Origin of the sequence: Corynebacterium sp. HMSC034E11 (assembly GCF_001835905.1) — a bacterium.
Lineage (GTDB): Bacteria > Actinomycetota > Actinomycetes > Mycobacteriales > Mycobacteriaceae > Corynebacterium > Corynebacterium coyleae.
The window spans coordinates 72505-94489 of sequence record NZ_KV826393.1 but is presented as its reverse complement, the minus strand read 5'-3'; the positions used below and the strand labels follow the sequence as shown (position 1 = coordinate 94489).

Sequence of the window (21985 nt, the reverse complement as noted above, 5' to 3'; positions counted from 1 at the left end):
CCCGCATTGTGGTGCTGAACAAGATGGACGTGCCGGAGGCTAAGGAGCTCGCGGAGTTCCTCAAGGACGACGTCGAGGAGAAGTTCGGCTGGCCGATCTACATGATTTCCACCGCCACCCGCGAAGGTCTTGATGAGCTGAAGTGGGCGATGTGGGAGATCGTCAAGAAGGCCCGCAAGGCTCGCCCGAAGCCGGAGCGCACCGCTGAGGCTGAGGTGATCCGTCCGCGCGCCGTGGGTCGTTCCAACCGTGGCGGCATCGAGGTCACCCGCGACCCGATGTACCCGGAGGGTTGGCTGGTTACCGGTGAGAAGGCTGAGCGTTGGATCCGCCAGACCGACTTTGAAAACGACGAGGCCATCGGCTACCTCTCTGACCGTCTGAACAAAGCTGGCGTGGAGGAAATGCTGCGCAAGCTCGGCGCGGAAGAGGGCGATACGGTCACGATTGGTGAGATCTCCTTCGACTGGGAGCCATCGATCGGTGGCGACCCGACTCTTGCCGGCCGTGGCCAGGACGCGCGTCTTGGTGGCACCGACCGTGTGTCCTCGGCAGAGCGCAAGCGTGCATCGCAGGCTCGTCGTGGCCTGATCGACGAGTACGACTACGGCACCGGCGAAGAGGCCGATCGCGAGCGCTGGCAGGGATAGGGATGTCGGATCTTCGCAGCCAGATCGCGTCCGCACGTCGCATTGTGGTGAAGCTGGGCACCAGTTCGCTTGTCGACGACACCGGGCAGGTATCCCCAGCAAAAATCGACCGCATCGTCGACGCCATCGAAGGACGCATCGCCCGCGGTACCGACGTGGTTGTCGTGTCCTCCGGTGCGATCGCCGCCGGCATGGTCCCGCTCGGGTTGAAGACGCGCCCGCGTGATTTGGCGACGAAGCAGGCCGCAGCCTCGGTCGGCCAGATCCACCTGGCTCAGGTGTGGGGTGCCTCCTTCGCCCGCTATGGCCGGACGACTGGCCAGGTGTTGCTCACCCAGTCCGATGCAGGTTCGCGTGAGCGCGCCCGCAACGCGCAGCGCACACTCGAGCGGCTGCGTCAGATGGGGGCGGTGCCGATTGTCAACGAGAACGACACGGTGGCCACCTCTGAGATGCGCTTTGGTGATAACGACCGGTTGTCAGCGATCGTCGCTACGCTGATCGCTGCGGACGCGTTGGTGCTGCTCTCTGATGTGGATGCGCTCTACGACCGCAATCCGGCCGAGCCTGGGGCAGTGCGTATCGACGAAGTCCGAACCGGCAAGGACCTCGAAGCCGTCCAAGCCGGCGACGGCGGTGTCTTCGGCACCGGTGGCATGGCCGCGAAGGTGTCGGCGGCTCGCCTGGCTGCACGTGGCGGCGTGCCGGTGCTGCTCACTGCAACGGAGAACATCGACGCCGCGCTCGACCACGGCCAGGTGGGCACCGTGTTCCATACGCGCCCGGGCCGGAAACTTTCGGCGTGGAAGTTCTGGGCGCTCTACGCGGCAGACGCGGAGGGTGTGCTGCGCCTGGACAACGGTGCGGTTGAAGCCGTAACACGTGGCGGCACGAGCCTGCTCGCGGTGGGGATCACCGGGATCGAAGGCGAGTTCCACGCTGGCGACATCGTGGAGATCCTCGGGCCCGACTCTGAAGCTATCGGCCGCGGGGAAGTGGCGTACGACGCCGCCGAACTTGCCGGGATGCTGGGTCGCCACTCCGACGAGTTGCCCGAACAGCAGCGTCGCCCAGTCGTCCACGCGGACTACCTGAGCAACTACGCGTCCAGGTTGTAGTCCAGGCTGTAGGCGTTAGCGGAACAGTTCGGTGGGCATACGCCAGATCTTCTGGCCCAGCGGGGTGATTCGGGTTTCGGGTTTGATCTTCATTAGGAAGTTCTCGTCGCTAGCTGTGCGTGGCAGGTATGCGAATCCCGGAAGGCTCGTTAGGCCTACGACAGGTGGGTAGGACGGGTCGTAGTCGATAACCACGTCGAATTGGAGCAGGCGCTTGATGAGTCCGTTGGCTCGTTCGCGGGACTCGTTCGTCAGTTTCCCGGGCGCGACCATTTCGTGTCCGATGAGACGGAATGCGACGAAGGTGGCGTTTTTGGTGAGGGCCGGATCGACGTCCCAGGGCAGGTTCTCTTGGACGGTGGTGATTGGAGAGGTGTAGCCGGCTTGTTTTGCCAGTTGATGAATGTACTGGCGGGAAACGTTGTACTCACGGGCGATTTCTACCTGGCGGTAGCCGTTTTCCATCATGTAGATCACGAGCTCGGGTGAGAGGGGAGTTGTCATAGGCAATGCACTTTCTTCTACAGGTGTCGGGGAAACACTACAGGTCCTATAGGTGTGATCACATGAGTTTTCTTGAGGAATTCTTGACGGGCACTGTTAACTTCCTTACAGGGGTGGCGCCCGTGCGATCGTGGACACTCGAATAGTTCCAATGTCGGTGCCGGGGGTCGGGTTCTTCCGTACTCTGGGCAGGCATGAAGTTCACGTATTTGCCAAAGCCCAAAGACGAGCCCATCGCCGCGCTGGAGGCACAGGGCCATGAGTATGTCGCTCTCGAGGACAACCCTGACCTCGTGCTGTTCGGCGGCGGTCCGAAGGATTTCCCGGATGAGCTGCCCGATAGCGTGAAGGTCGTGCAGATCCAGTACGCCGGCATTGAAGGCCTGCTGGAGGCTGGCATTTTGGCAAAGCATGCGGCCAACGGCGTGCGCTTTGCTAATGCGGGTGGGCTTTACGACGACACCGTGGCCGAATCCACCCTCGCCCTCCTGCTTGCCGTGGAGCACCGTATGAAGGCCGTGGACCGCGAGTGGAACAACACACAGCTGTTCAAAGAGAAGGGGTACCTCTTCGATAACAAGAAGCTCGCCCTGATTGGTGCTGGTGGTATCGGTAAAACCCTGATCCGCTTCTTGGAGCCGTTCGGTATGGAGATCACCGCCGTGAACCGCTCGGGCAACCCGGTGGACGGTGCGGACCGCACCGTTGCCATGAAGGATGCTGACGAGGTCTGGGCCGATCACGATTACTTTGTGCTGCTCACCCCGTTGACGGAGGAGACCCGCCACATGGTGAACACTGATCGGATTGAGCAGATGAAGGACACGGCGGTCGTCGTCAATGTTGGGCGCGGTCCGCTGATTGATACGGAGGCGCTCACCGACGCACTGGTCAACGGCAAGCTCCGTGGCGCTGGTCTTGACGTGACGGAGCCGGAACCGTTGCCGGCGGACCACAAGCTGTGGGACCTGGATAACTGTGTGATCACGCCGCACACCGCGAATATCCCGCGGTACATGGAACGCCGCATCGGGGCGCTGGCGTTGAAGAACTGGGGCCTCTTCGAAGCGGGGGAGAAGATGTCGACCGAGGTCGACGTCGAGGCGGGGTACTAGATCACCACTACGTCAGTGCGGCAGAGTCCCGCTCTGAGCGCACCGCGTCTGCGACGGATTCTTGCCCGGTGTCCACCCGGGGAAGTTTGGTAAGTCGCGCTAAGGCTTCTGATCGTTTCACGTTTTCAGGGTCGGGCGTGTGCTTGTCGGACATGAAAAAATGGTGCGCCAGCCCACTGTCGGTGTCAAGACCTTGGCAGTTGCATTAACGCTACGATTGCCGCATGACTGCCCAACAGACTGATCAGCAACGCCAAGCCGAGCGCGACGAGGTACTGCAGAAAGCACAGCGTGCCAAGGATGTTGCCCCGACGATTGCGGTGCTGCCGACACCGGCGAAGGATGCGGTGCTGTTGGCGGCAGCGGAGGCACTGGCCGAGCGCGCAGGTGAAATCCTTCAAGCCAACGCGCGCGACATCGAAGAGGGTCGCGCGAACGGGCTGGCGGAGTCGGTGTTGGACCGGCTGGCGCTCGACGAGGAACGCATCGACGGCATCGCCGGGGGGCTGCGCCAGGTTGCGGGCCTGCAGGATCCGGTGGGCGAGGTGCTTACCGGACGTACGCTGCCCAACGGGATTCAGATGAAGAAGGTGCGCGTCCCGCTCGGCGTGATGGGCATGGTTTACGAGGCACGCCCGAACGTCACCGTCGATGCGTTCGGTCTGGCGCTGAAGTCGGGCAACGTGGCCCTGCTTCGTGGCTCCAAGACGGCACGCCACTCCAACGAGGCGCTCGTCGCAGTGCTGCAGGACGTCCTCGCAGGCAACGACCTGCCGCGTGAGGCGGTGCAGCTCCTGCCGTGCGAGAGCCACGATTCTGTCCAGGATCTCATCACCGCCCGCGGGCTGGTGGACGTGGTCATCCCGCGCGGCAGCGCACGTTTGATCAACGCGGTGGTGACCGGCGCGATCGTGCCCACCATCGAGACCGGCACTGGCAACTGTCACTTCTACATCGACGCGTCCGCAGATCTGGACAAGGCGATCGCGATGCTGCTCAACGGCAAGACGCGCCGGGTCAGCGTGTGCAACTCGACAGAGACGGTGCTTATCGACGCCCACCTGTCCGAGACCGACAAACACACCATCATCGCGACGCTGCAGGAGGCTGGTGTGGTGGTGCATGGTGACGTCGATAAGCATGCTGCGTTCGGTGCCACCGTAGAACCCGCAACGGAGGAGGACTTCGCCGAGGAATACCTCAGCATGGACATCGCAAGCGCCATCGTTGACGGCGTCGATGGTGCGACCACGCACATCGCGCGTTACTCCAGCGGCCACACGGATGCGATCGCAGCCCAAGACGCAGATGCTTTGCGACGATTTGCTGCCGCCGTCGACTCCGCCGCCGTCGTCCTCAACGCCTCGACCGCATTCACGGATGGGGAGCAATACGGCATGGGTGCAGAGATCGGCATCTCTACACAGAAGCTTCACGCACGCGGACCCATGGCGTTACCGGAGCTGACCACCACGAAGTGGATTCTGGAAGGTAATGGCCAGGTGCGCTAGTCTATCGGCGTGCTAAAATCCCGGACCTCCATTCGCGCCAAGTTTGCGCTGTTTGCCACGGCTATTGCGACGGCTGTGACCGCAACGTTGAGCCCCGTCGCACCGACCCCCGAAGCAGACGCGCAGACGCGCTGTCCGGCGGTCGCCGTCATCGCTGCCCGCGGCTCGGGCCAGAACACGCAGATTTACCGCACGAAGTATTCGTGGGCTGCGCCGTGGACCTCCAACGGTTGGGAGGGTGAGACGATTCGTGCGTTCCTGCAGCATGCGGAGCGTCGCTACGCAGCCACCCACGGCGGTAATTCGCTGATGAAGGACGTCGAGGTCATCGGCCTGGAGCCGCGCTACTACCCGGCGACGTTCCCCGAATACGACGTACCGTCGGTTGCCGTACCAAGCACCATCCTGCAGGCACTGGCTCTTGCGCTGCAGTACGCCAACCCGGTGTGGATGATGGCAAGGCGAGTAGCCACAGAGTTCGTGGATTCGGTCCAGATCGGACGCACCGGTGTGATGCAGATGGTCAATGACTACGAGCGTCGCAGTGGTTGCCGCCCGAAGTACATCCTGTCCGGTTACTCGCAAGGCGCGATGATTCTGCTTGAGCACGAGCGTGAACTGGCTCGCCGTGGCCAGTTGGCGGGTGTGGTCTACTTTGGCAACCCGAACACGGCGGCGGGGGATTGGTCCACCGTCGGCGTGCCAGCAGGTGGTGCCGGAGGCATGCTTGGCTTCTTGCCGTTTAACACCAAGACCGCAGGGGCGACCCCGAACCGCGTGAACTACTGCTTGCCGCAGGACTCCGTGTGTGACCTGTCCATTCAGACGCTGCAGGCATCCCAGCCAACTGGTGGCAACCACGCGCGTTACTTCCGTTGGCCATCGCGCTGGGACAACCAAGTCTCGGATGCTTTCGGCCGATTTGTTGATCAGGTACGCTACCGCTAATGAACCGCATCATTTCCGCTACTGTCGCTGCCGCGTTGTTGGCTGGCGCGACGCCTACTGTTGCCTCGGCCGCAGAGTTTGTGCGCAAGACCGAGGAAACGAAAACCGTCAAGGAAACGTGCCAGTGGAAAGTTGATGAGGAGGGCGGCAACCCCGTCCCAGTGACCAACAGCAAGGGCGAGCAGATCTGTGTCACGGAGACCGTGTCCCAGCCGGGCAGCTCCAACAAGGCAAAGTGGGCTGACGAGTCGAATCGTCCGGTGATTATCGGCACGGTGCTGGGTATTCTTGGCGCGCTGGTCGCAGGCGTGATCGGCATGTCTTTGCTGTTTATTGAGTCGATTAACATCCAGCCACTGCCAGGATTGAGGTAAACACCCAATGGCTGAGCACTACGCGGCATCGCTGGACAACGCCCGGCGCATCGGGGTGATGGGTGGCACGTTCGACCCGATCCACCACGGCCACCTCGTTGCCGCGAGTGAGGTGGCGGATCGCTTCAACCTCGACGAGGTCATCTTCGTACCCACCGGCCAGCCGTGGCAGAAGGCCGACCGGCACATCAGTCCGGCGGAAGACCGCTATCTGATGACCGTGGTGGCCACCGCGTCCAACCCGCGCTTCTCCGTTTCAAGGGTGGATATCGACCGCGGGGGACCCACCTACACGATTGACACCCTGCGGGACCTACGAAAACAATTCCCGGACGAGGCCCTGTTCTTTATCACGGGCGCGGACGCGTTGGCGTCGATCATGTCCTGGCACGACTGGGAAGAAATGTTTGAACTCGCCGAATTCGTCGGCGTGACGCGCCCCGGCTACGAGTTGCGCGAAGACATGCTGCCTGCGGATATCCAGGAACGCGTGCACCTCGTGGAGATCCCCGCCATGGCGATTTCTTCGACCGATTGCCGCGAGCGCGCCTCCAATGGGCGCCCGGTTTGGTACCTGGTGCCGGACGGTGTGGTGCAGTACATCGCGAAGAATTCGCTCTACGCACCCTAGGCGCGACCCCTGAACTGGAAATGTTGCGGTCATACGTGGGACAATGGCCCAGTTGATTTGTCCATGACCTGAATAAGGATTGCCACTTGACTGCCCCGCAGATCTCCATTGACCGCGCCAAGGTAGCCGCGAAGGCCGCCGACGAGAAGCTCGGCACCAATATCGCTGTTATCGACGTGTCTAACGTCATGGCGATCACCGACGTGTTCGTCATCGTCTCTGCAGATAACGAACGCCAGGTTGCCGCCATTGTTGAAGAGGTCGAAGGCGACCTGACCGACGTGGGTGTTGAGCCGAAGCGCCGTGAGGGCAACCGCGAAAACCGCTGGGTGTTGCTTGACTACGGCAACTTCGTGGTCCATATCCAGCGCGAAGCCGAGCGCGAGTTCTACGGCCTGGACCGCCTGTACGCAGACTGCCCGGCCATTGAGGTCGAAGGGCTCGAGCCTTACGAGCGTCCCGCAGCGTTTGGCGACGAAGCCGACCTGCGCAAAGCCCAGACCATCGAGGACCTTCCCCTGGCAGGTGAGGGACCCGAAGCCGCGGACGATGAGTACTAAGACCCATGCAGCGCCGACTGATTTTGCTGCGTCACGGCGAGACGCTCTATAACGCAACTCGCCGCATGCAGGGCCAGCTGGATACTGAACTGTCCGAGCGCGGACGCGCCCAGGCGCACGCTGCGGCAGAGGACCTGCGGCACTTGGGTATTAACAAGATCGTGTCATCTGACCTCATCCGTGCGAAGGATACGGCTGATGTGGTGGCGGCAGATTTGGGCCTTGAGGTAGTCGTCGATAAGCGTCTGCGCGAAACCCACCTTGGCCAGTGGCAAGGCAAGACGCACGAGGAAGTGGACACCGCCCACGACGGGGCTCGTGCGTTGTGGCGCACCGACCCCACCTGGGCGCCGCCAGAGGGCGAAAGCCGCATCGACGTTGCGCAACGTTCCCGCGAAGTGGTCATGGAACTCATGCGTGACCACGATGAATGGGACAATGCTGCCGTCCTGCTCGTGGCGCACGGAGGCACCATCGCCGCGCTGACCGCGACGCTGCTCGGTTTGGAGGTGTCCCAGTATCCGCTGTTCAAGGGGCTCGGTAACGCGAACACGTCGCGGTTGGTGGCAATGCCGCGCATTGACGACGACACCAAGACCCAGTGGTACATCGAAGCCTGGAACCGAGGCCGTAACTAATGGGTGTTCGCGTCGTGGTGGATTCCTCCGCGGGGTTGCCGCAGGAGGTCGTGGAAGAACTCGATATCTGCGTCGTTGACCTGCACCGTGTCGAGGGCGCAGAAGGGGAGTCCTCGTCCGGGTTGTCGTCGCTGGAACTCGCCGCCTGTTATGCCCGCCAGCTCGAGCGTGGTGGCGACGACGGCGTGATCGCCCTCCACCTTGCCAAGACGTTCTCGTCCACCTGGTCGGCTGCGGTGGCCGCGTCTGCGGTGTTCCCAGGCACGGTCCGTGTCGTGGAGACGCACTCCGCGGGCATGGCGATCGGCGCCGCAGCGATGGCAGCCGCGACTGTTGCGGCGGAAGGCGGCACGTTAGACGAGTGCGAAGCGATGGCGAAGTCCACCATTGCGCGCTCCGAAACGTGGTTGTACCTGCACCAACTCGACGATTTGCGCAAGTCCGGCCGCCTGCCTGCCGGCACCGCGATGCTCTCGGCTGCGCTGCTGGCAAACAAGCCGATCCTGCACATCAGGGAAGGCAAGCTCGAACTCGCGGGCAAGACTCGCACACAGTCGAAGGCGTTTGCCAAACTCACCGAGTTGGTAGAAGAGCGCGCGTGCGACGAGCCCGTTTTCGCCGCAGTGCAGCACGCGGACGCGCCGGACGCCGCCGAGCAACTCGCGGACCTGCTGCGCGAAACACTTCCGGAAGGCTCACGGGTCATGGTCGAGCCGCTGGTGAAGGTGATCGCGATGCATACCGGCGAAGGGGCAATCGGCCTGTCGGTGGTGTTCTCATCTCGTAATTGTGGATAACTGTTGTTTTCGTCGCCCGTAGATGGCGGGTTATCCACAGATTTTTTCCGACCCCTTGGCGAGTGCGCCGGGGGTTTATAGCGTTTTTGGTGTGAACGCCACTGAACGACTCAAGGAGCTCACCCGGCCCACCGGGGAAGAAGACCTCCTGACGGTGCGCTACCCAGAGCCGCGGGTGCGCATCCCTGTGAAACAAGCTGCGGCCGCCGCCGGTGCAGTGCTGCTCGCCGTCGGCGGATGGGCGGTGACCCGATCCGGCCCCGTGGATGATGAGGGCGTTGCGTGGGAGCAGGTCGCCTCTCCCACCGAGGTCACAGGCACCGTGGTGGTCTCTGTTGTTGGTGAGGTGGAAAACCCGGGCCTGATCACGTTGAACCAGGGTGCACGGGTCGCGGATGCGCTGCAGACGGCCCGGCCATTGCCGGATGCTGACTTGATCTCGATCAATCATGCGCAATTGCTTGTCGACGGCCAACAGATCCACGTCCGCTCCCAACACGCCCCACCGGCCGCTACGGATTCCGGTGGCGGTGCTGGCGCTGGTGGCGGTGCTGGCGCTGCTGGCGCTTCGGCGGGTGGGGTGGTGTCGATCAACTCCGCATCGGTGCAGGAATTGACGACGATTACCGGAGTCGGCCCGTCAACCGCAGCCGCGATCGTGGCGCACCGTGAGGCAAACGGGCCGTTTGCGTCGGTAGATGCGTTGACTGACGTGAAAGGAATTGGACCGGCGAAACTTGCGGCAATGCGCGACCAGGTCGGCTTATAGACGGGGGCGTGGGGTAAGTGGGGGAGATCAGGCTTGTCCCGGCGGCGCTGGTGGTGTGGGCAGTGGCTGCGGTGGCGATCACCCTCGGAGTGGGCATCGCGGTGGTTGTGGTGCTGGTGGCCGTTATCGGTGCTGTGGTGCTGCGCGCCTACGGGCAGGCGGTGTTCATTGCGGGGATGGGTGCGGCCGCCGTCGTGACCACCGGGGTGCGACTGCGCATTGCGCGGGCGTGGGAGCCCGCGGGTCAGTTCGTGGGCCGGGTATCGGGCGCGCCGAAGCAGACGAGCACCGGCGGGTTCATCGTCCGCGTGCAGGTAGACGGCAACCCGACGCTGACGCCCGTGTTTGTCGATGAAGTGCCGGACACTGCCGTGTCCGGCGCCCAGGTGGTTGTGCGTGGCGTGGTGAAGGAATCGGAGATGGCTGGGATCAACCCGATTGCGGTCAACGGGTCAGTTGAGGTGGTCGCCCCACCGCAGGGGTTGGCTGCGTTTGCGCAGCACACCCGGGAAACGTTTGCCAGCGTTGTCCAGGCCACCGTCGGGGAGTCCGCCCAAGGGCTGATCCCTGGCATGGTGCTCGGGGACGTCTCGTTGCAAACCAGCCAGGAACAGCAGGATTACATCGATACTGGCCTCTCGCACCTGTCAGCAGTCTCTGGTGCGAACGTGGCAATCGTGACCACGTTCGCAGCGATTGCCGCAGCGGCAGTGGGCTTGGGGCTGCGGGGCCGTATCGTGGCGTCGGCTGCGGCGCTGTTGCTCTATGCCTCGCTGGTCGGACCCGAGCCGAGCGTGCTGCGCGCTTCCGTGTCTGGGTTGGTGGGGTTGACTGCAGTGTTGGCGTCACGCCAGTCCGAGCCGATCCACGCGCTGTGTTTATCGGTGATCGGCCTAGTGCTGGTGGATTCAGACCTGGCGGTGCATTACGGGTTCGCGCTCTCGGTAGCGGCGACCGCGGGCATCGTCGCGCTGTTTCCGCTGTTGTACCGCGTCCTTGCTGCCACGGGCTGGCCCGACATTCTCGTGCGTGCACTTGCCGTTGCGGTTGCCGCCGACGTAGCGACGATGCCGATTGTCGCCATGATGGCCGGCCGGGCTTCTTTAGTCTCTGTGGTGGCAAACGTCATCGTCGCACCGGTGACCGGCCCGGTGACTGTGCTCGGCCTTGCGGCGGTGTTGCTCAGCCTCATCCACGGCGGGTTGGCTGCACCTGTGCTGTGGGTGGTGGAACCCATGGCCTATTGGGTGCGTGTGGTCGCAGAGAACGGTGCACGGTTTCCCGGTGCCACGGTAGAGACGGCACCCATCGTTGTCGTGGTTGTCTACGGATGGTTCCTCGCGGGCCTGTTTGCCGGATACCCGAAGACCACTCTGGCGGCGGCGCTTGTGTGCGGGTTTGGTGTGGTCCTGTCGCAGGCGCCGGCGGGCACGCCGGTGGATGTGGGCAGGTTGCGTGCTCATGTCGTCGAAAAGCAAGAAGATGCCCTGCCCATTCCGCCGGGCACGCAGCTTGTTGTCGTGCTTGAAAAGGGCCGCCCCCACCGAAGACCCGTGGTCACTGACCAGGGCATCCCCGTGATCTTTCCCAACCGCGACGGCAACGTTGCCATCTACCCGGATGGCACCCAAGTGCTGCCGCGGCGAGAGTTTTAAGATGGTCGTCATGCTCAACCCCGTGCACCTTGTCTTAGGCGAAGACGAATTCCTCGCCGAGCGTGCCACAAAAAAGATCATCGCCGACGCTGGCGACGGCATCGAAGTGACCACCCTGCGTGCAGGCGACGTCACCGAAGGCGAAATCGCCATGGCAACCAGCCCGTCACTGTTCGCCGAAGACCGCGTCGTACTGGTCAAACACGCAGAACTCGCAGGCAAAGAACCCACCGAGGTACTGCTGAAAGCGTGCGTGGATCCTGCACCCGGCATCGTGATCATCATCCAGCACACCGGTGGTGGGCGGCAGAAATCGCTGGTGCCCAAGTTCAAAAAACTCGCCGATGTGCACGAGGCCAATCCGCTTAACGACGGCCAACGTCGCACCTGGGTCACCGAAGAGTTCCGCTCCCACGGCGTGCGCCCTACCCCCGATGTGGTTGCCGCACTCCTGGAATCCGTCGGCTCAGACCTGCGCGAACTCGCCTCCGCCGTTAGCCAGCTTGTCGCCGACACCGACGGGGAAATCACCGTCGCCGCAGTGCGCGAATACTACGTTGGCGTCGCGGAGGTCGCAGGCTTTGACATCGCCGACCAAATGGTCGCCGGTCGCGCCGACCGTGCACTCGCATCGACGCGCCGAGCACTTCAACTGGGCGTCAAACCGGCCACCATCGCCGCAGCGCTCGCCCACAAAGTCGGCGACATCGCGAAACTTTACGGCGTGCGCGGCAACCCCGACCAGATCGCACGCACCGTAGGCATGCACCCGTACGTGGCCAAGAAAACCATGCAGGTGGCGCGCCACTGGTCTGGCCGAGCGGTGTCCGAAGCGGTGATCATCGTGGCTGACCTCGACGCAGAGGTGAAAGGCCAAGGCGGCGACGCCGAGTTCGCCCTGGAAAACGCCGTGCGACGCATCGCGGAGCTTGTATGATCGCGCCGGGAGATCTCGCCGTCATCATCGGCCTCAACGTCATCGGTGCCGCCGCGCCAGGTCCCGACGTGGTGCTGATTACCCGCACAGCGACGCGCTCGCGCCGCCACGGGTGGGCAACCGCCATCGGCATCCAAACTGGCGTGCTCATGTGGTGCGCGCTCACTGTCTTTGGCGCTGCGGCGCTGCTCAACGCGTTCCCAGACGCGCTGACCTACGTCCAACTGGTGGGTGGTGCAGTGCTGATTGCGATGGGTGCGAGCAACGTTCGTGGTGGTCTCGCGGATCGGCACAACCCACCAATGACCCTCGAAGAGGCGGAGCAGCGGCTCGGCACGGTGCGCTCTGCATACATGCGTGGCTTAGCAACGAACCTCGCCAACCCCAAGATCGTCATCGCGCTGTCCGCCATGATCGCCCCACTGCTGCCGCCCAGCCCCAGCCTGAGCACCGCCCTCATCGTGACGTTTGCGCTGTGGCTGAGCTCCTTCGTCCTGTTCGCCGTCTTTGTCCAGGTGATCTCTACCCAGCGGGTGCGGCGCAAGTTCCTGAGCGCCGGCCCCTACATCGACATCGGTGCAGGCGCGTTCTTCGTTATCGTCGGCCTGACCTTGATCGTGCGCGGGGCGCTGGCGCTCTAACCGCCCTGTAAACGGCTCGCCGTTTACAGGTAGGGCAGGAGGAAGCGCACCGTGTGGGCGGTTGCGCTCGGGTCGGTGAACCAGGTGTGGATGCCACCCTCGATGCGCTCCACGCGCGTGGCCGCGTCGCAGCTCTGCGCCTCAAACGTGGTCACGTTGTCGGAGCGCGAACGGGTGGTCGTGCCCAAGCACTTGTTCTTCGAGGCCATGGTGCGCATGACGCTATCCACCGACTCGTAGAACGCACCGTGCCGGATACCGCCGTTGTATCCCACAACGTTGTCGTTGGTGCCGTGCATGATCAGCGTCGGCACCGCGCCGGAGGTGCAGCCGGTCACGGTCGGGTTGTAAAACGCACCAGCGACGGAGGCGACCGCCTTGACGGTGTCGGGGGCGTGGCAGGCAAGTGCGGCCGCAAATCCGCCGCCGTTGGACAGGCCGGCTGCGACGACACGGTTCGGGTCGGCGCCGTACTGGGTGGTGGCGTCGTCGATAATGGCGCGCGTGTAGGCGATGTCCTCATTCAGCGACGTGCGGGCATACGGCGCTCCAGCCCACGCGTTGTCAACACCCTGTGCGTAGATCACAATCGTGTTGTCGATTGCGGTTTCGAACTTCTGGTAGTCACGCGTCTGGCTCGCGGTGTGCTGCCAGCCACCAAAACCAAGAATCACCGGGTAGGCGACACCCTCGGAGTAGTTCGACGGCAGGACCACATCGTAGGAGCGCGAGGTGCCATCCACCACGATGCGGCGCGTGTGCTTGCCCGGAGCCTTGTCGCCCACGGCGCCATTGCGTATCGACGACCCCGCTTCCGCCATCGGCACCGCAACCAAAATACCGGCGATGATCAACGTCAACACGCCAAGCGCCTGCTTGACCTGCGGGTTATTCATCGGAAGGAGTTTCGACAATGCCGAAACGAGCTCAGCTGCATCCACGGATGCCGAAACGGACGGGTCTGCAGCCTTCGCCTCTGGAGCGATTGCAGGGGATGCCATCAGGCTAAACGTCAGCGCGGCCGCAACCGCACGCTTTTTAATTTTCACGGAAGTTCCTCTTTTGTCGGGCCGCACGCGGCGTTAGAAACAAGTAAATCCCGCCCCGAATAAACCTGGGCGGGATCAACCTGTGAACAACGGCAATTAGTCCATCTTGTTCAGGGCGCGAGCCATGTTGGACTTCTTGTTCGCCGCAGAGTTGCGGTGGAAGACGCCCTTGGTCACAGCCTTATCCAGCTTGCGGGAAGCAACGCGCAGCTGTGCCTCAGCGGCAGCCTTGTCGCCGGACTCCACAGCCTCACGGAACTTACGGATCTCCGTGCGGGTAGCGGAACGGAAGGACTTGTTGCGCTGACGACGCTTCTCGTTGGTGAGAACGCGCTTCTTCTGCTGCTTGATGTTTGCCATCGTGAAATACCTCTTGGTTTCTCAATCGAACATGTACATGTCGCGGCATCTGGCAGGGCATTGCGTGCAGTGCTTTGGGTATCAAACGCGAACCCAAGGTCCTGTCCGCGTAGCACCGCACACCCTATTGAGCGCCGGATGCGAACAACCCCGAAAGAATAACAGTGTGAACTGCACAAACCAAACTGTTGGAGTTACGACCAGTTGAAGCGTTCGCGCAGCGTGTTGGCCACCCGCTGGAAGCGACGTGGCGGGACGGTGGTGCCGCGACGTTCCACATCTGATTCCGGCACGACCAGAGTCTTATCCAAACGCACCCAGCATGGCTGGCCGGAGGATTCCCAATCGCCCGGCCCGATTTCAAACCACCGCTCGTCGTTTTCGTGTTCCCGCTCGGGGGAGATCAGCAACCCCAACACGTCGTGGCGCTCGCGGCCCACGATCAGGATCGAGCGCTGCCGCGGCGGATGTGAAGGGACGGTGACCCAAACAACCTCGCCTGGTTCGGCGGTGCCGTCCATGTCCGGGGCGTAGTAGATGCTGCGACACACGGAGTCGGTGGGGCGCACCGAGACTTGCGGGGCACGACCACGGCGTTGCTGGATCTGGGATGTCAGTCGATCACCAAACAGCGTAAAACCGTGGTCGAGGACGGGTTTCCTCTTTCGCTTAAAGCGCTCAAACGCCACGGTTTCACCTCCGGTTTATGGTCACTGGCCACTCTAAGCCTTCGCGGGGGATGGAACAACCACTTTTTGCTGCGAATGTTTCCCTACGTCGCGCAGCACCCACATGAGTAGCGCGGTCGTTCCGATGGTGAGCAACGCGGAGACGGCCGTTTGAGGCAGGGTGATTTCTGTTTCGCCTGGATCAGTCAATCCCAGCGTGCCGTAGGAAAACACAATCGTGTTGGACACCGCGTGCAAAACTACGGCCGCCTCCACACCGCGGGTGTGCCAGGTCAGCAGTGCGGCGCACAGGGCGAAAATGGCGATGTCGAGCAGGCCGATCCAGTTGTACAAGTGCAACGCCACGAACACGGCGGCGGGCAGCCCGTAGCAAATCCAGCCAGGTGAGATCCACTGGCCGAGGATCTGCGGCAGGCTCGCGCGGAAGACGTACTCCTCGGCCGCGGCCTGCAGCGGGACGACAACCACAAAGGCGGCGAGCAGCATCCATTCGCGAGGACTCAGCGAAAGGTCGCCGGTCCCGAACAGGAGGGCGTCGAGAAGCACCTGCGCCCCATAGATCGCGCCGACCACCACGAACGCGCGCCCAGCAACGCCCCAGCGGAAGTGCCCCTCGATGCTGGAGAGCGCACCAGGTTTGCGGCCGAGTACCCGCGCGGCGATAAACGGCGCAGGCAGCCAAGCCGCGATGAACAACACCTGCACCAGGGAGGCAAGCGGGTCGGAGGAGGTTTCGTCGAAAAGATCGCCCAGCCCGTAGAACCCAGCGGCAAGGCCGATCGGCACCGCCATCGCCATCGTGAACGCTGCGATGCACACAGCAAGCACCACGAACTCGACGAGCGGACGCCACCACGCAGGCTTGCGCAAACGGTGCGTTAAACCAGCTCTGTGAAACTCAGTTGGCATGCCCACACGTTAGCGCGCCGCGCGACACGTAAGATGAAGCAATTATGGCTGCCAAATCGACGAACTTCGCGGAAAATACGTTCACGGACCCCGCCCGCATCCGTAACTTCTGCATTATCGCCCACATCGACCATGGTAAGTCCACGCTGGCAGACCGCATTTTGCAACTGTCCAACGTGGTGGACGAGCGTGAGATGCGCGACCAGTACCTCGACAACATGGACATCGAGCGCGAACGCGGCATCACCATCAAGGCCCAAAACGTTCGCTTGCCGTGGGTGCCCAAGACCGGCGCGCACGCGGGTGAAGAGATGGTGTTGCAGATGATCGACACCCCAGGCCACGTGGACTTTTCCTACGAGGTTGCCCGCTCCCTCGACGCGTGCGAGGGCGCAATTTTGCTTGTCGACGCAGCCCAAGGCATCGAAGCCCAAACCCTGGCCAATCTCTACATGGCCATCGACAACGACCTGGAAATCATCCCGGTCCTGAACAAGATCGACCTGCCGGCAGCCGACCCGGAAAAGTATGCACTCGAGATCGCCAACATCATCGGCTGCGAACCGGAAGACGTGCTGCGCGTGTCCGGCAAGACGGGCGAGGGCGTGCCGGAACTGCTCGACCGCGTCGTTGAGCTGATCCCGGCTCCGGAGTCCGAGCACGGCGCAGAGGCGCCGGCCCGCGCCCTGATTTTCGACTCCGTCTACGACACCTACCGCGGCGTCGTCACCTATGTGCGCATGATGGACGGCCGCCTCGAGCCGAACCAGAAGGTACAGATGATGAACACCGGCACCACGCTCGAGATCCTGGAAATCGGCGTGGTCTCCCCAACGATGAAGAAGACCAAGGGGCTTGGCCCGGGCGAGGTCGGCTACGTGATCACCGGCGTGAAGGACGTGCGCGAGACCCGCGTCGGCGACACCGTCACCTGGGCCTCCAAGGGTGCTACGCAACCCTTGGAGGGTTTTGAGGAAGTCAAGCCGATGGTGTACTCGGGCCTGTTCCCGGTGTCTCAGGAAGACTTCCCGGCCCTGCGCGAGTCGCTAGAGAAGCTGCAGCTTAACGACGCCTCCCTCACCTGGGAGCCCGAAACCTCCGTCGCCCTCGGCTTCGGTTTCCGCTGCGGCTTCTTGGGACTGCTTCACATGGAGATCACCCGCACCCGCCTCGAGCGCGAATTCGACCTGGACCTCATCTCCACCGCGCCGTCGGTCACCTACCGCGTGATCGCCGAAGACGGCACCGAACAAATGGTGCACAACCCGTCCGACTGGCCCGGCGGTAAAATCCCCGAGGTGTACGAGCCGATCGTGAACATGACGATCATCGTGCCCCAAGAGTTCGTCGGCACCACCATGGAACTGTGCCAGTCCAAGCGCGGCCAGATGAAGAACATGGAATACCTCTCCGAGGACCGCGTGGAGCTGCGCTACCTCATGCCGCTCGGCGAGATCATCTTCGACTTCTTCGACATGCTGAAGTCCCGCACCAAGGGCTACGCATCGCTCAACTACGAAGAAGCCGGCGAGCAGCAAGCCGACCTGGTCAAGGTGGACATCCTGCTCCAAGGCGAACCCGTGGATGCGTTCTCCGCCATCGTGCACAAGGACTCCGCCCAGTGGTACGGCAACAAGATGACCAAGAAGCTCAAAGAGCTCATCCCACGCCAGCAGTTCGAGGTGCCCGTCCAGGCGGCGATCGGCTCGAAGATCATTGCGCGTGAAAACATCCGTGCCCTGCGTAAGGACGTGCTGTCGAAGTGCTACGGCGGCGACATTTCCCGTAAGCGCAAGCTGCTGGAGAAGCAGAAGGCCGGTAAGAAGCGCATGAAGTCCATCGGTTCGGTCACCGTGCCGCAGGAAGCGTTCGTGGCAGCGCTGTCCACCGACGAGGAGTAGTTCGGTGCCCTAGTTTGATGTAAAACCACGCAGTACCGCCTGCGTGGTTTTACATTTCGCGCAGGTCGCTACCGTGGGCCTTGTAACATCTTGCATCGCGCTAGCGCCGACGCGCCTGCCGGATCGTTTTCTCCACGACCTCGACGCATTGCTGCATGGTTTTCGACCCCGCCCGGGGAACCGTCCAACCATGAAGCATCGATGTCAGGTTGATGGACGTATCTAACTGTCGTTGGTCGTACTCCCAGTGGTGTCGGCCGTCGAACATGATCCCGATCTTGAGTTCGGGGATGGCAAAATCAAAGGTCGTAATGGCTTTGCCGCCCACTGTCAGCGGATACTGCTCTACGAGCGTGTGGCCGTAGTTGCGAACCACTGGCTGGAGGAGCAACCGCAGTTCGGTTTCTTTCGGCGAATCGGCAGTTGAACGGGACAGATCGAGCACCCGAGACAGCCACCGTTGATTGATTTGCCGAAGGGCGCTGGCGCGAATGTCTTCCGCCTGTAGTCCGAGGTGTCGACGGGCGCAGTCGACAAGTTGTACAGCCTTGACCATTTCTGGGCTCACACCGGGGATTGGCTCTGTCTGCCACGAGTGTTCGCCTCGTCGAATCTGTTGCAGAGCCTGCACGGTTGCACGTAATGGTCGAGAAACGCGGATGGGCACACCGCGGTGGGTGAGGGTCCATGTTTCTGTGTGTGGGGCGTGGAGTCGTGCGACGGAGGGACGTATAGCGGAAGCGGTGAGTTTTTGGGGTGTGGGTGCTCGCAGAGTAGTGTCTGCGCCTTCAACGAGATACGGCAATCCGTAGAGAGCGAGCGCGGAGAATCCGCACACCACGCTGCCTGGGCGTTCGTACGCGTGGACGACGGCGCGCACGGCTGCGGGCACGTCGTATTTCTGGTTGTGCGGGTGGTGTCGTGCCGCGAGTTGGACTGCCCATTGTTCCAGGCTGTGGCGCTCGTGGATGAAGCGTTGTTTGCTAACAGGCAGGTAGTTTTGTCCGCGTTCCATCTGGGACGCATTGACGATGGTTGGCGGGAATTCGATGTTCATTCCGTCGTACATAACTATTTGACGTGGAAACTCTCGCCCCGGTTCCTACAATCGCCGTATGCGTGAAATTGTGTTGAACCGTGGCGGCTTTTCCATCTTCGCCCGCATCTTCGGTGAGGCGGATGCCCCGGCGTTGTTGTTCCTGCAGGGTGGCCCGGGTTTTCCGGCGCCGCGTGAGCGGTTCGAGTGGGTGGAAACTGCGCTCGAGCGTGGCTACCAGGTGGTCATGTTGGATCAGCGGGGGACGGGGCGCTCGACCAGGGTTGATTCCGCGACGCCTTCGCTTATCGACGACACCGTGCTCACCCAGCTTCGCGCCAGCGACATCATCGCCGATGCGGAAGCCTTGCGTGAGGAGATGGGGCTGAAACAGTGGGATGTGCTGGGCCAATCCTTTGGCGGGTTCTGCCTGACGCATTATTTGGCCGTGCACCCGGAGAGTGTGGGGAGGGCGTTGTTTACGGGTGGGTTGCCGTCGATAAGCGAGGGCGCGGATGGTGTCTACCGTGCGACGTTTGCCAAGCTCAAGCACCGTCACCTGCAGTTCAACGAGCAGTACCCGGAGGCCGAGCGAACGATCCGTGAGGTGTGCCGCCACCTGGAGTCGGAGGAGGAGCTGCTACCCACCGGCGAGCGGCTGAGCGCGCGGCGCCTGCGCACCCTCGGTATTGAGTTGGGGCGCGAGGACGGGTTCGCGTCGCTGGCGCAGTTGTTTGAGGCGCCGTTTCACCCGAACGGCAGGCTGCGCACGGACTTTTTGGCGTCGGTGGGGGAGCGTGTGAGTTTTGCCAGGGGCCCGCTGTATGCGGCGGTGCATGAGTCGATCTACGGCGGCACGGTGCCGGGGGCGACGAACTGGGCGGCGGAGCGGGTCTCCCGCGAACTTACAGGGTTCGCGCCGGACGCCAGCCCTAACGACGAGGAGTTCTACCTCACCGGCGAGCACATCTTCCCGTTCCAATTCGACGAGGATCCGGAGCTACGCCCGTTCAAGGCGGCAGCAGAACAGCTGGCGCAGAAGGATGACTGGGACAACCTGTATGGCGGGCTCGGTGGGGGCCACGATGCGTACGCGGCGGTGTACACCGACGACATCTACGTGCCGCACGAGCTGTCGCTGGAAACTGCGGATGTCATCGGTGCGAAGGTGTTTGAGACGGACCAGTTCCAGCACGACGGGCTGCGCCGCCACGGCAAGGCGGTGCTTGGCCGCCTGCTGGACATGGCGGGGAAGTAGCTAGCCGCGGTTGTCTTCGGCGGCGGTGCCGGTGCCGCTGTCAGTGTTCGTGCTGTCTTCGTCTTCGGCCTGGTAGCCGTCGGACCATTCGCCGGTTTCGTAGTCGTAGCCGACGGGGGTGCCTTCTTCGTCGGTGCGTCTGTACCAGTCGGTGTATTCGTTGGACGTGGAATCGAACTCGGCACCTGCGCCTTCGCCCGCCGCGGAGGGTTCGACAACGATTTCAAAGTCGTCGCCGTATTCTTCGATGCCTCGGATGACGGCGGATTTCACCGCGTTGCGGGCGTAGGAATTGCGGATGGCCATGGGGTCGGTGGAGAGGTCCTTGATAAACGAGTACATCAGCAGCAGGATGACCACCGAGAACGGCATTGCGGACAGGATGGTCAGCGACTGCAGGCCGGACAGGGCGTCTTCGCCACCGGAGAGCAGCATGACGACGGCGATGCCCATCATGGCCAGGCCCCAAAACACCACCACGAGTTTGTTCGGTTCGGGGTCGCCCTTAGAGGACATGGAGCCCATGATCGTGGAGGCGGAGTCTGCGGAGGTGATGAAGAACACCGCGAGGATGCCGATGAGGATGTACGGGGTGATCTCCACCAGCGGCATTTCGCCGAACATGTTGAAGAGCACTTGCTGCGGGGTGGCGGTGCCGTCGAAGCCTTCGCGGCCTTCGCGGGAGAAGGTGATTGCGGTGCCACCGAAGATAGTGAACGCGCAGATGAGCACGGCGGTGGGGACGAGCGTGGTCACTACCGCGAATTGGCGCAGAGTGCGTCCGCGGGAGATTCGTGCGATGAACATGCCGACGAACGGTGCCCAGGCGATCCACCACGCCCAGTAGAAGGCAGTCCAGGCAGACTGGAAGTCGAGGGTGTCTTCACCCCAGGACAAGGAGCGCGACGCCATGTCGAAGAAGCGGTCGGCGTAGACCAGGGTGCCTGACGGCAGCAGGTTGACCAGCAGCAGGGTTGGCCCGGTGGCGAAGATGAACAGGATGGCCGCCGACGTCAACGAGATGTTGATATTCGACAGGATGCGGATGCCTTTGCCCACACCAGAGACGGCGGAGATAACAAAGCCGATGGTGAGCACGCCCATGACGGTCAGCAGCACGCCCATGGGGGCGGAGTCGCCGCTGCGCATGATGGCGATGCCGTCGCCGATCTGCAGGGTAGAAATACCCAGCGTGGCCGCGGTGCCGAACAGGGTGGCCACGATCGCCAGGATGTCGATGATGGTGCCGAAAGGGCCTGAGCGCTTGAACACCGGGGTAAACAGCGACGACATAAGCGTGGGTCGTCCGCGGCGGTAGCAGGAGTAGGCCATGGCGCCACCGACCAGTGCGTAGAGCGCCCACGGGGAGAGGCCCCAGTGGAAGTTGGCTTGGGCGATTGCGTGGTGCAGTGCTTCTTCGGTTTCGGCCTCGACGGTCAGCGGTGGCGGGTCGAGGTACATGGTCAGTGGTTCGGAGGGGCCGAAGAAGAAGATGCCTACGCCGATGCCTGCAGCGAACATCATGGCGACCCAGGAGAAGAACGAGTATTCGGGTTCTTCGTCGTCTTTGCCCAGTGTGATGTTGCCGAAGCGAGAGAACGCCAGCACTGCCATGATGATGACGCAGGCGACGAGCACGATGTTGAAGAGCCAGCCGAAGTTGCGAAGGCCCCATGCCAGTGCGCTGGAGGCGCTCGAGCCGACCTGTTCTGGGGAGGTCACGCCCCAGATGATGAAGGCAAGGATCGCTGCGGCGGTCACGCCGAAAACGACTTTGTCCAGGCTGAAGTTGTGGCGTGATTCTTCGACGCTGATGCCCGGGACGAGGCCGGGGTGCATGTCGTCGGGGTAGACGCCTTGTGTGCGTTGGACGCGCATGGGGCGTTTATTGCTTGTCGACGACGACCGTCGCGGCATCATCTGAGGGCTCATTTG

23 protein-coding genes are annotated in these 21985 nt (G+C 62.7%); 16 read left to right on the top strand and 7 right to left on the bottom strand.

The window, feature by feature from the left end; translation table 11 throughout:
- Positions 1-650, top strand: a 650-nt coding sequence (gene cgtA / locus HMPREF2690_RS03475; protein ID WP_141761197.1) for an Obg family GTPase CgtA, incomplete at its 5' end; no start/stop codon positions are given.
- 2 nt (positions 651-652) lie between these two features.
- Entirely contained in the window at positions 653-1768 is a 1116-nt protein-coding gene (gene proB / locus HMPREF2690_RS03470; protein ID WP_070820202.1) for a glutamate 5-kinase, read from the top strand.
- Positions 1769-1783: 15 nt separating this feature from the next.
- Here the strand turns inward: proB and HMPREF2690_RS03465 are convergent, their stop codons facing one another.
- The gene (locus HMPREF2690_RS03465) at positions 1784-2272 is read right to left on the bottom strand and encodes a hypothetical protein (protein WP_070484888.1); all 489 of its coding nucleotides are present in this window, start codon (positions 2270-2272) and stop codon (positions 1784-1786) included.
- Positions 2273-2466: 194 nt separating this feature from the next.
- Between HMPREF2690_RS03465 and HMPREF2690_RS03460 the strand changes: the two genes are divergently transcribed.
- The 12 genes from HMPREF2690_RS03460 to HMPREF2690_RS03405 all read left to right on the top strand — a co-directional run bounded on the left by HMPREF2690_RS03460 (position 2467) and on the right by HMPREF2690_RS03405 (position 12848).
- Positions 2467-3387 (top strand): D-isomer specific 2-hydroxyacid dehydrogenase family protein, encoded by a 921-nt coding sequence (locus tag HMPREF2690_RS03460; protein ID WP_070820201.1) that lies wholly within the window; start codon positions 2467-2469, stop codon positions 3385-3387.
- A gap of 224 nt (positions 3388-3611) precedes the next feature.
- A complete protein-coding gene (locus HMPREF2690_RS03455) occupies positions 3612-4898 on the top strand; it encodes a glutamate-5-semialdehyde dehydrogenase (protein WP_070820200.1) in 1287 nt (428 codons plus the stop codon).
- Between the two features lie 9 nt (positions 4899-4907).
- Complete coding sequence (locus tag HMPREF2690_RS03450) at positions 4908-5846, top strand: cutinase family protein (protein ID WP_083320301.1); 939 nt, start codon at positions 4908-4910, stop codon at positions 5844-5846.
- Complete coding sequence (locus tag HMPREF2690_RS03445; protein ID WP_070421315.1) at positions 5846-6220, top strand: hypothetical protein; 375 nt, start codon at positions 5846-5848, stop codon at positions 6218-6220. Before HMPREF2690_RS03450 ends, HMPREF2690_RS03445 begins: the two co-directional genes overlap by 1 nt.
- 7 nt (positions 6221-6227) lie before the next feature.
- Entirely contained in the window at positions 6228-6851 is a 624-nt protein-coding gene (gene nadD / locus HMPREF2690_RS03440) for a nicotinate-nucleotide adenylyltransferase (protein ID WP_070421316.1), read from the top strand.
- Positions 6852-6937: 86 nt separating this feature from the next.
- Positions 6938-7411, top strand: a complete 474-nt coding sequence (gene rsfS / locus HMPREF2690_RS03435) for a ribosome silencing factor (RefSeq protein ID WP_070614028.1) — start codon at positions 6938-6940, stop codon at positions 7409-7411.
- A gap of 5 nt (positions 7412-7416) precedes the next feature.
- Entirely contained in the window at positions 7417-8049 is a 633-nt protein-coding gene (locus HMPREF2690_RS03430) for a histidine phosphatase family protein (RefSeq protein ID WP_070484889.1), read from the top strand.
- Positions 8049-8846 carry a DegV family protein gene (locus HMPREF2690_RS03425; RefSeq protein ID WP_070421319.1) on the top strand — a complete coding sequence of 266 codons (798 nt, stop codon included), beginning with the start codon at positions 8049-8051 and terminating at the stop codon, positions 8844-8846. Before HMPREF2690_RS03430 ends, HMPREF2690_RS03425 begins: the two co-directional genes overlap by 1 nt.
- Positions 8847-8937: 91 nt before the next feature.
- Entirely contained in the window at positions 8938-9615 is a 678-nt protein-coding gene (locus HMPREF2690_RS03420; protein WP_070820199.1) for a ComEA family DNA-binding protein, read from the top strand.
- Between the two features lie 17 nt (positions 9616-9632).
- Positions 9633-11270 carry a ComEC/Rec2 family competence protein gene (locus tag HMPREF2690_RS03415; protein ID WP_070820198.1) on the top strand — a complete coding sequence of 546 codons (1638 nt, stop codon included), beginning with the start codon at positions 9633-9635 and terminating at the stop codon, positions 11268-11270.
- A 1-nt stretch (position 11271) separates the two neighbouring features.
- Positions 11272-12207, top strand: a complete 936-nt coding sequence (gene holA / locus HMPREF2690_RS03410) for a DNA polymerase III subunit delta (protein ID WP_070614020.1) — start codon at positions 11272-11274, stop codon at positions 12205-12207.
- On the top strand, positions 12204-12848 hold the full coding sequence (locus HMPREF2690_RS03405; protein ID WP_070421323.1) for a LysE family translocator: 645 nt from the start codon (positions 12204-12206) through the stop codon (positions 12846-12848). Before holA ends, HMPREF2690_RS03405 begins: the two co-directional genes overlap by 4 nt.
- Before the next feature lie 23 nt (positions 12849-12871).
- Here the strand turns inward: HMPREF2690_RS03405 and HMPREF2690_RS03400 are convergent, their stop codons facing one another.
- The 4 genes from HMPREF2690_RS03400 to HMPREF2690_RS03385 all read right to left on the bottom strand — a co-directional run bounded on the left by HMPREF2690_RS03400 (position 12872) and on the right by HMPREF2690_RS03385 (position 15855).
- Entirely contained in the window at positions 12872-13897 is a 1026-nt protein-coding gene (locus tag HMPREF2690_RS03400; RefSeq protein WP_141761193.1) for a CE1 family esterase, read from the bottom strand.
- Between the two features lie 96 nt (positions 13898-13993).
- Positions 13994-14257 carry a 30S ribosomal protein S20 gene (gene rpsT, locus HMPREF2690_RS03395; protein WP_070421324.1) on the bottom strand — a complete coding sequence of 88 codons (264 nt, stop codon included), beginning with the start codon at positions 14255-14257 and terminating at the stop codon, positions 13994-13996.
- A gap of 194 nt (positions 14258-14451) precedes the next feature.
- Complete coding sequence (locus HMPREF2690_RS03390) at positions 14452-14946, bottom strand: type II toxin-antitoxin system PemK/MazF family toxin (RefSeq protein ID WP_070421325.1); 495 nt, start codon at positions 14944-14946, stop codon at positions 14452-14454.
- Between the two features lie 33 nt (positions 14947-14979).
- On the bottom strand, positions 14980-15855 hold the full coding sequence (locus tag HMPREF2690_RS03385; RefSeq protein ID WP_083284914.1) for a CPBP family intramembrane glutamic endopeptidase: 876 nt from the start codon (positions 15853-15855) through the stop codon (positions 14980-14982).
- A gap of 44 nt (positions 15856-15899) precedes the next feature.
- On the opposite strand from HMPREF2690_RS03385, the gene lepA reads away from it, so the two are divergent.
- Complete coding sequence (gene lepA / locus HMPREF2690_RS03380; RefSeq protein WP_070820197.1) at positions 15900-17756, top strand: translation elongation factor 4; 1857 nt, start codon at positions 15900-15902, stop codon at positions 17754-17756.
- Between the two features lie 100 nt (positions 17757-17856).
- On the opposite strand, the gene HMPREF2690_RS11900 is transcribed toward lepA, so the two are convergent.
- A complete protein-coding gene (locus tag HMPREF2690_RS11900; protein WP_141761192.1) occupies positions 17857-18813 on the bottom strand; it encodes a hypothetical protein in 957 nt (318 codons plus the stop codon).
- Positions 18814-18871: 58 nt separating this feature from the next.
- Here HMPREF2690_RS11900 and HMPREF2690_RS03365 point away from each other — a divergent pair, with 58 nt between their 5' ends.
- Entirely contained in the window at positions 18872-20050 is a 1179-nt protein-coding gene (locus HMPREF2690_RS03365; RefSeq protein ID WP_070820195.1) for an alpha/beta fold hydrolase, read from the top strand.
- On the opposite strand, the gene HMPREF2690_RS03360 is transcribed toward HMPREF2690_RS03365, so the two are convergent.
- Positions 20051-21967 (bottom strand): BCCT family transporter, encoded by a 1917-nt coding sequence (locus HMPREF2690_RS03360; RefSeq protein WP_083320307.1) that lies wholly within the window; start codon positions 21965-21967, stop codon positions 20051-20053.
- Between the last annotated feature and the right edge of the window lie 18 nt (positions 21968-21985).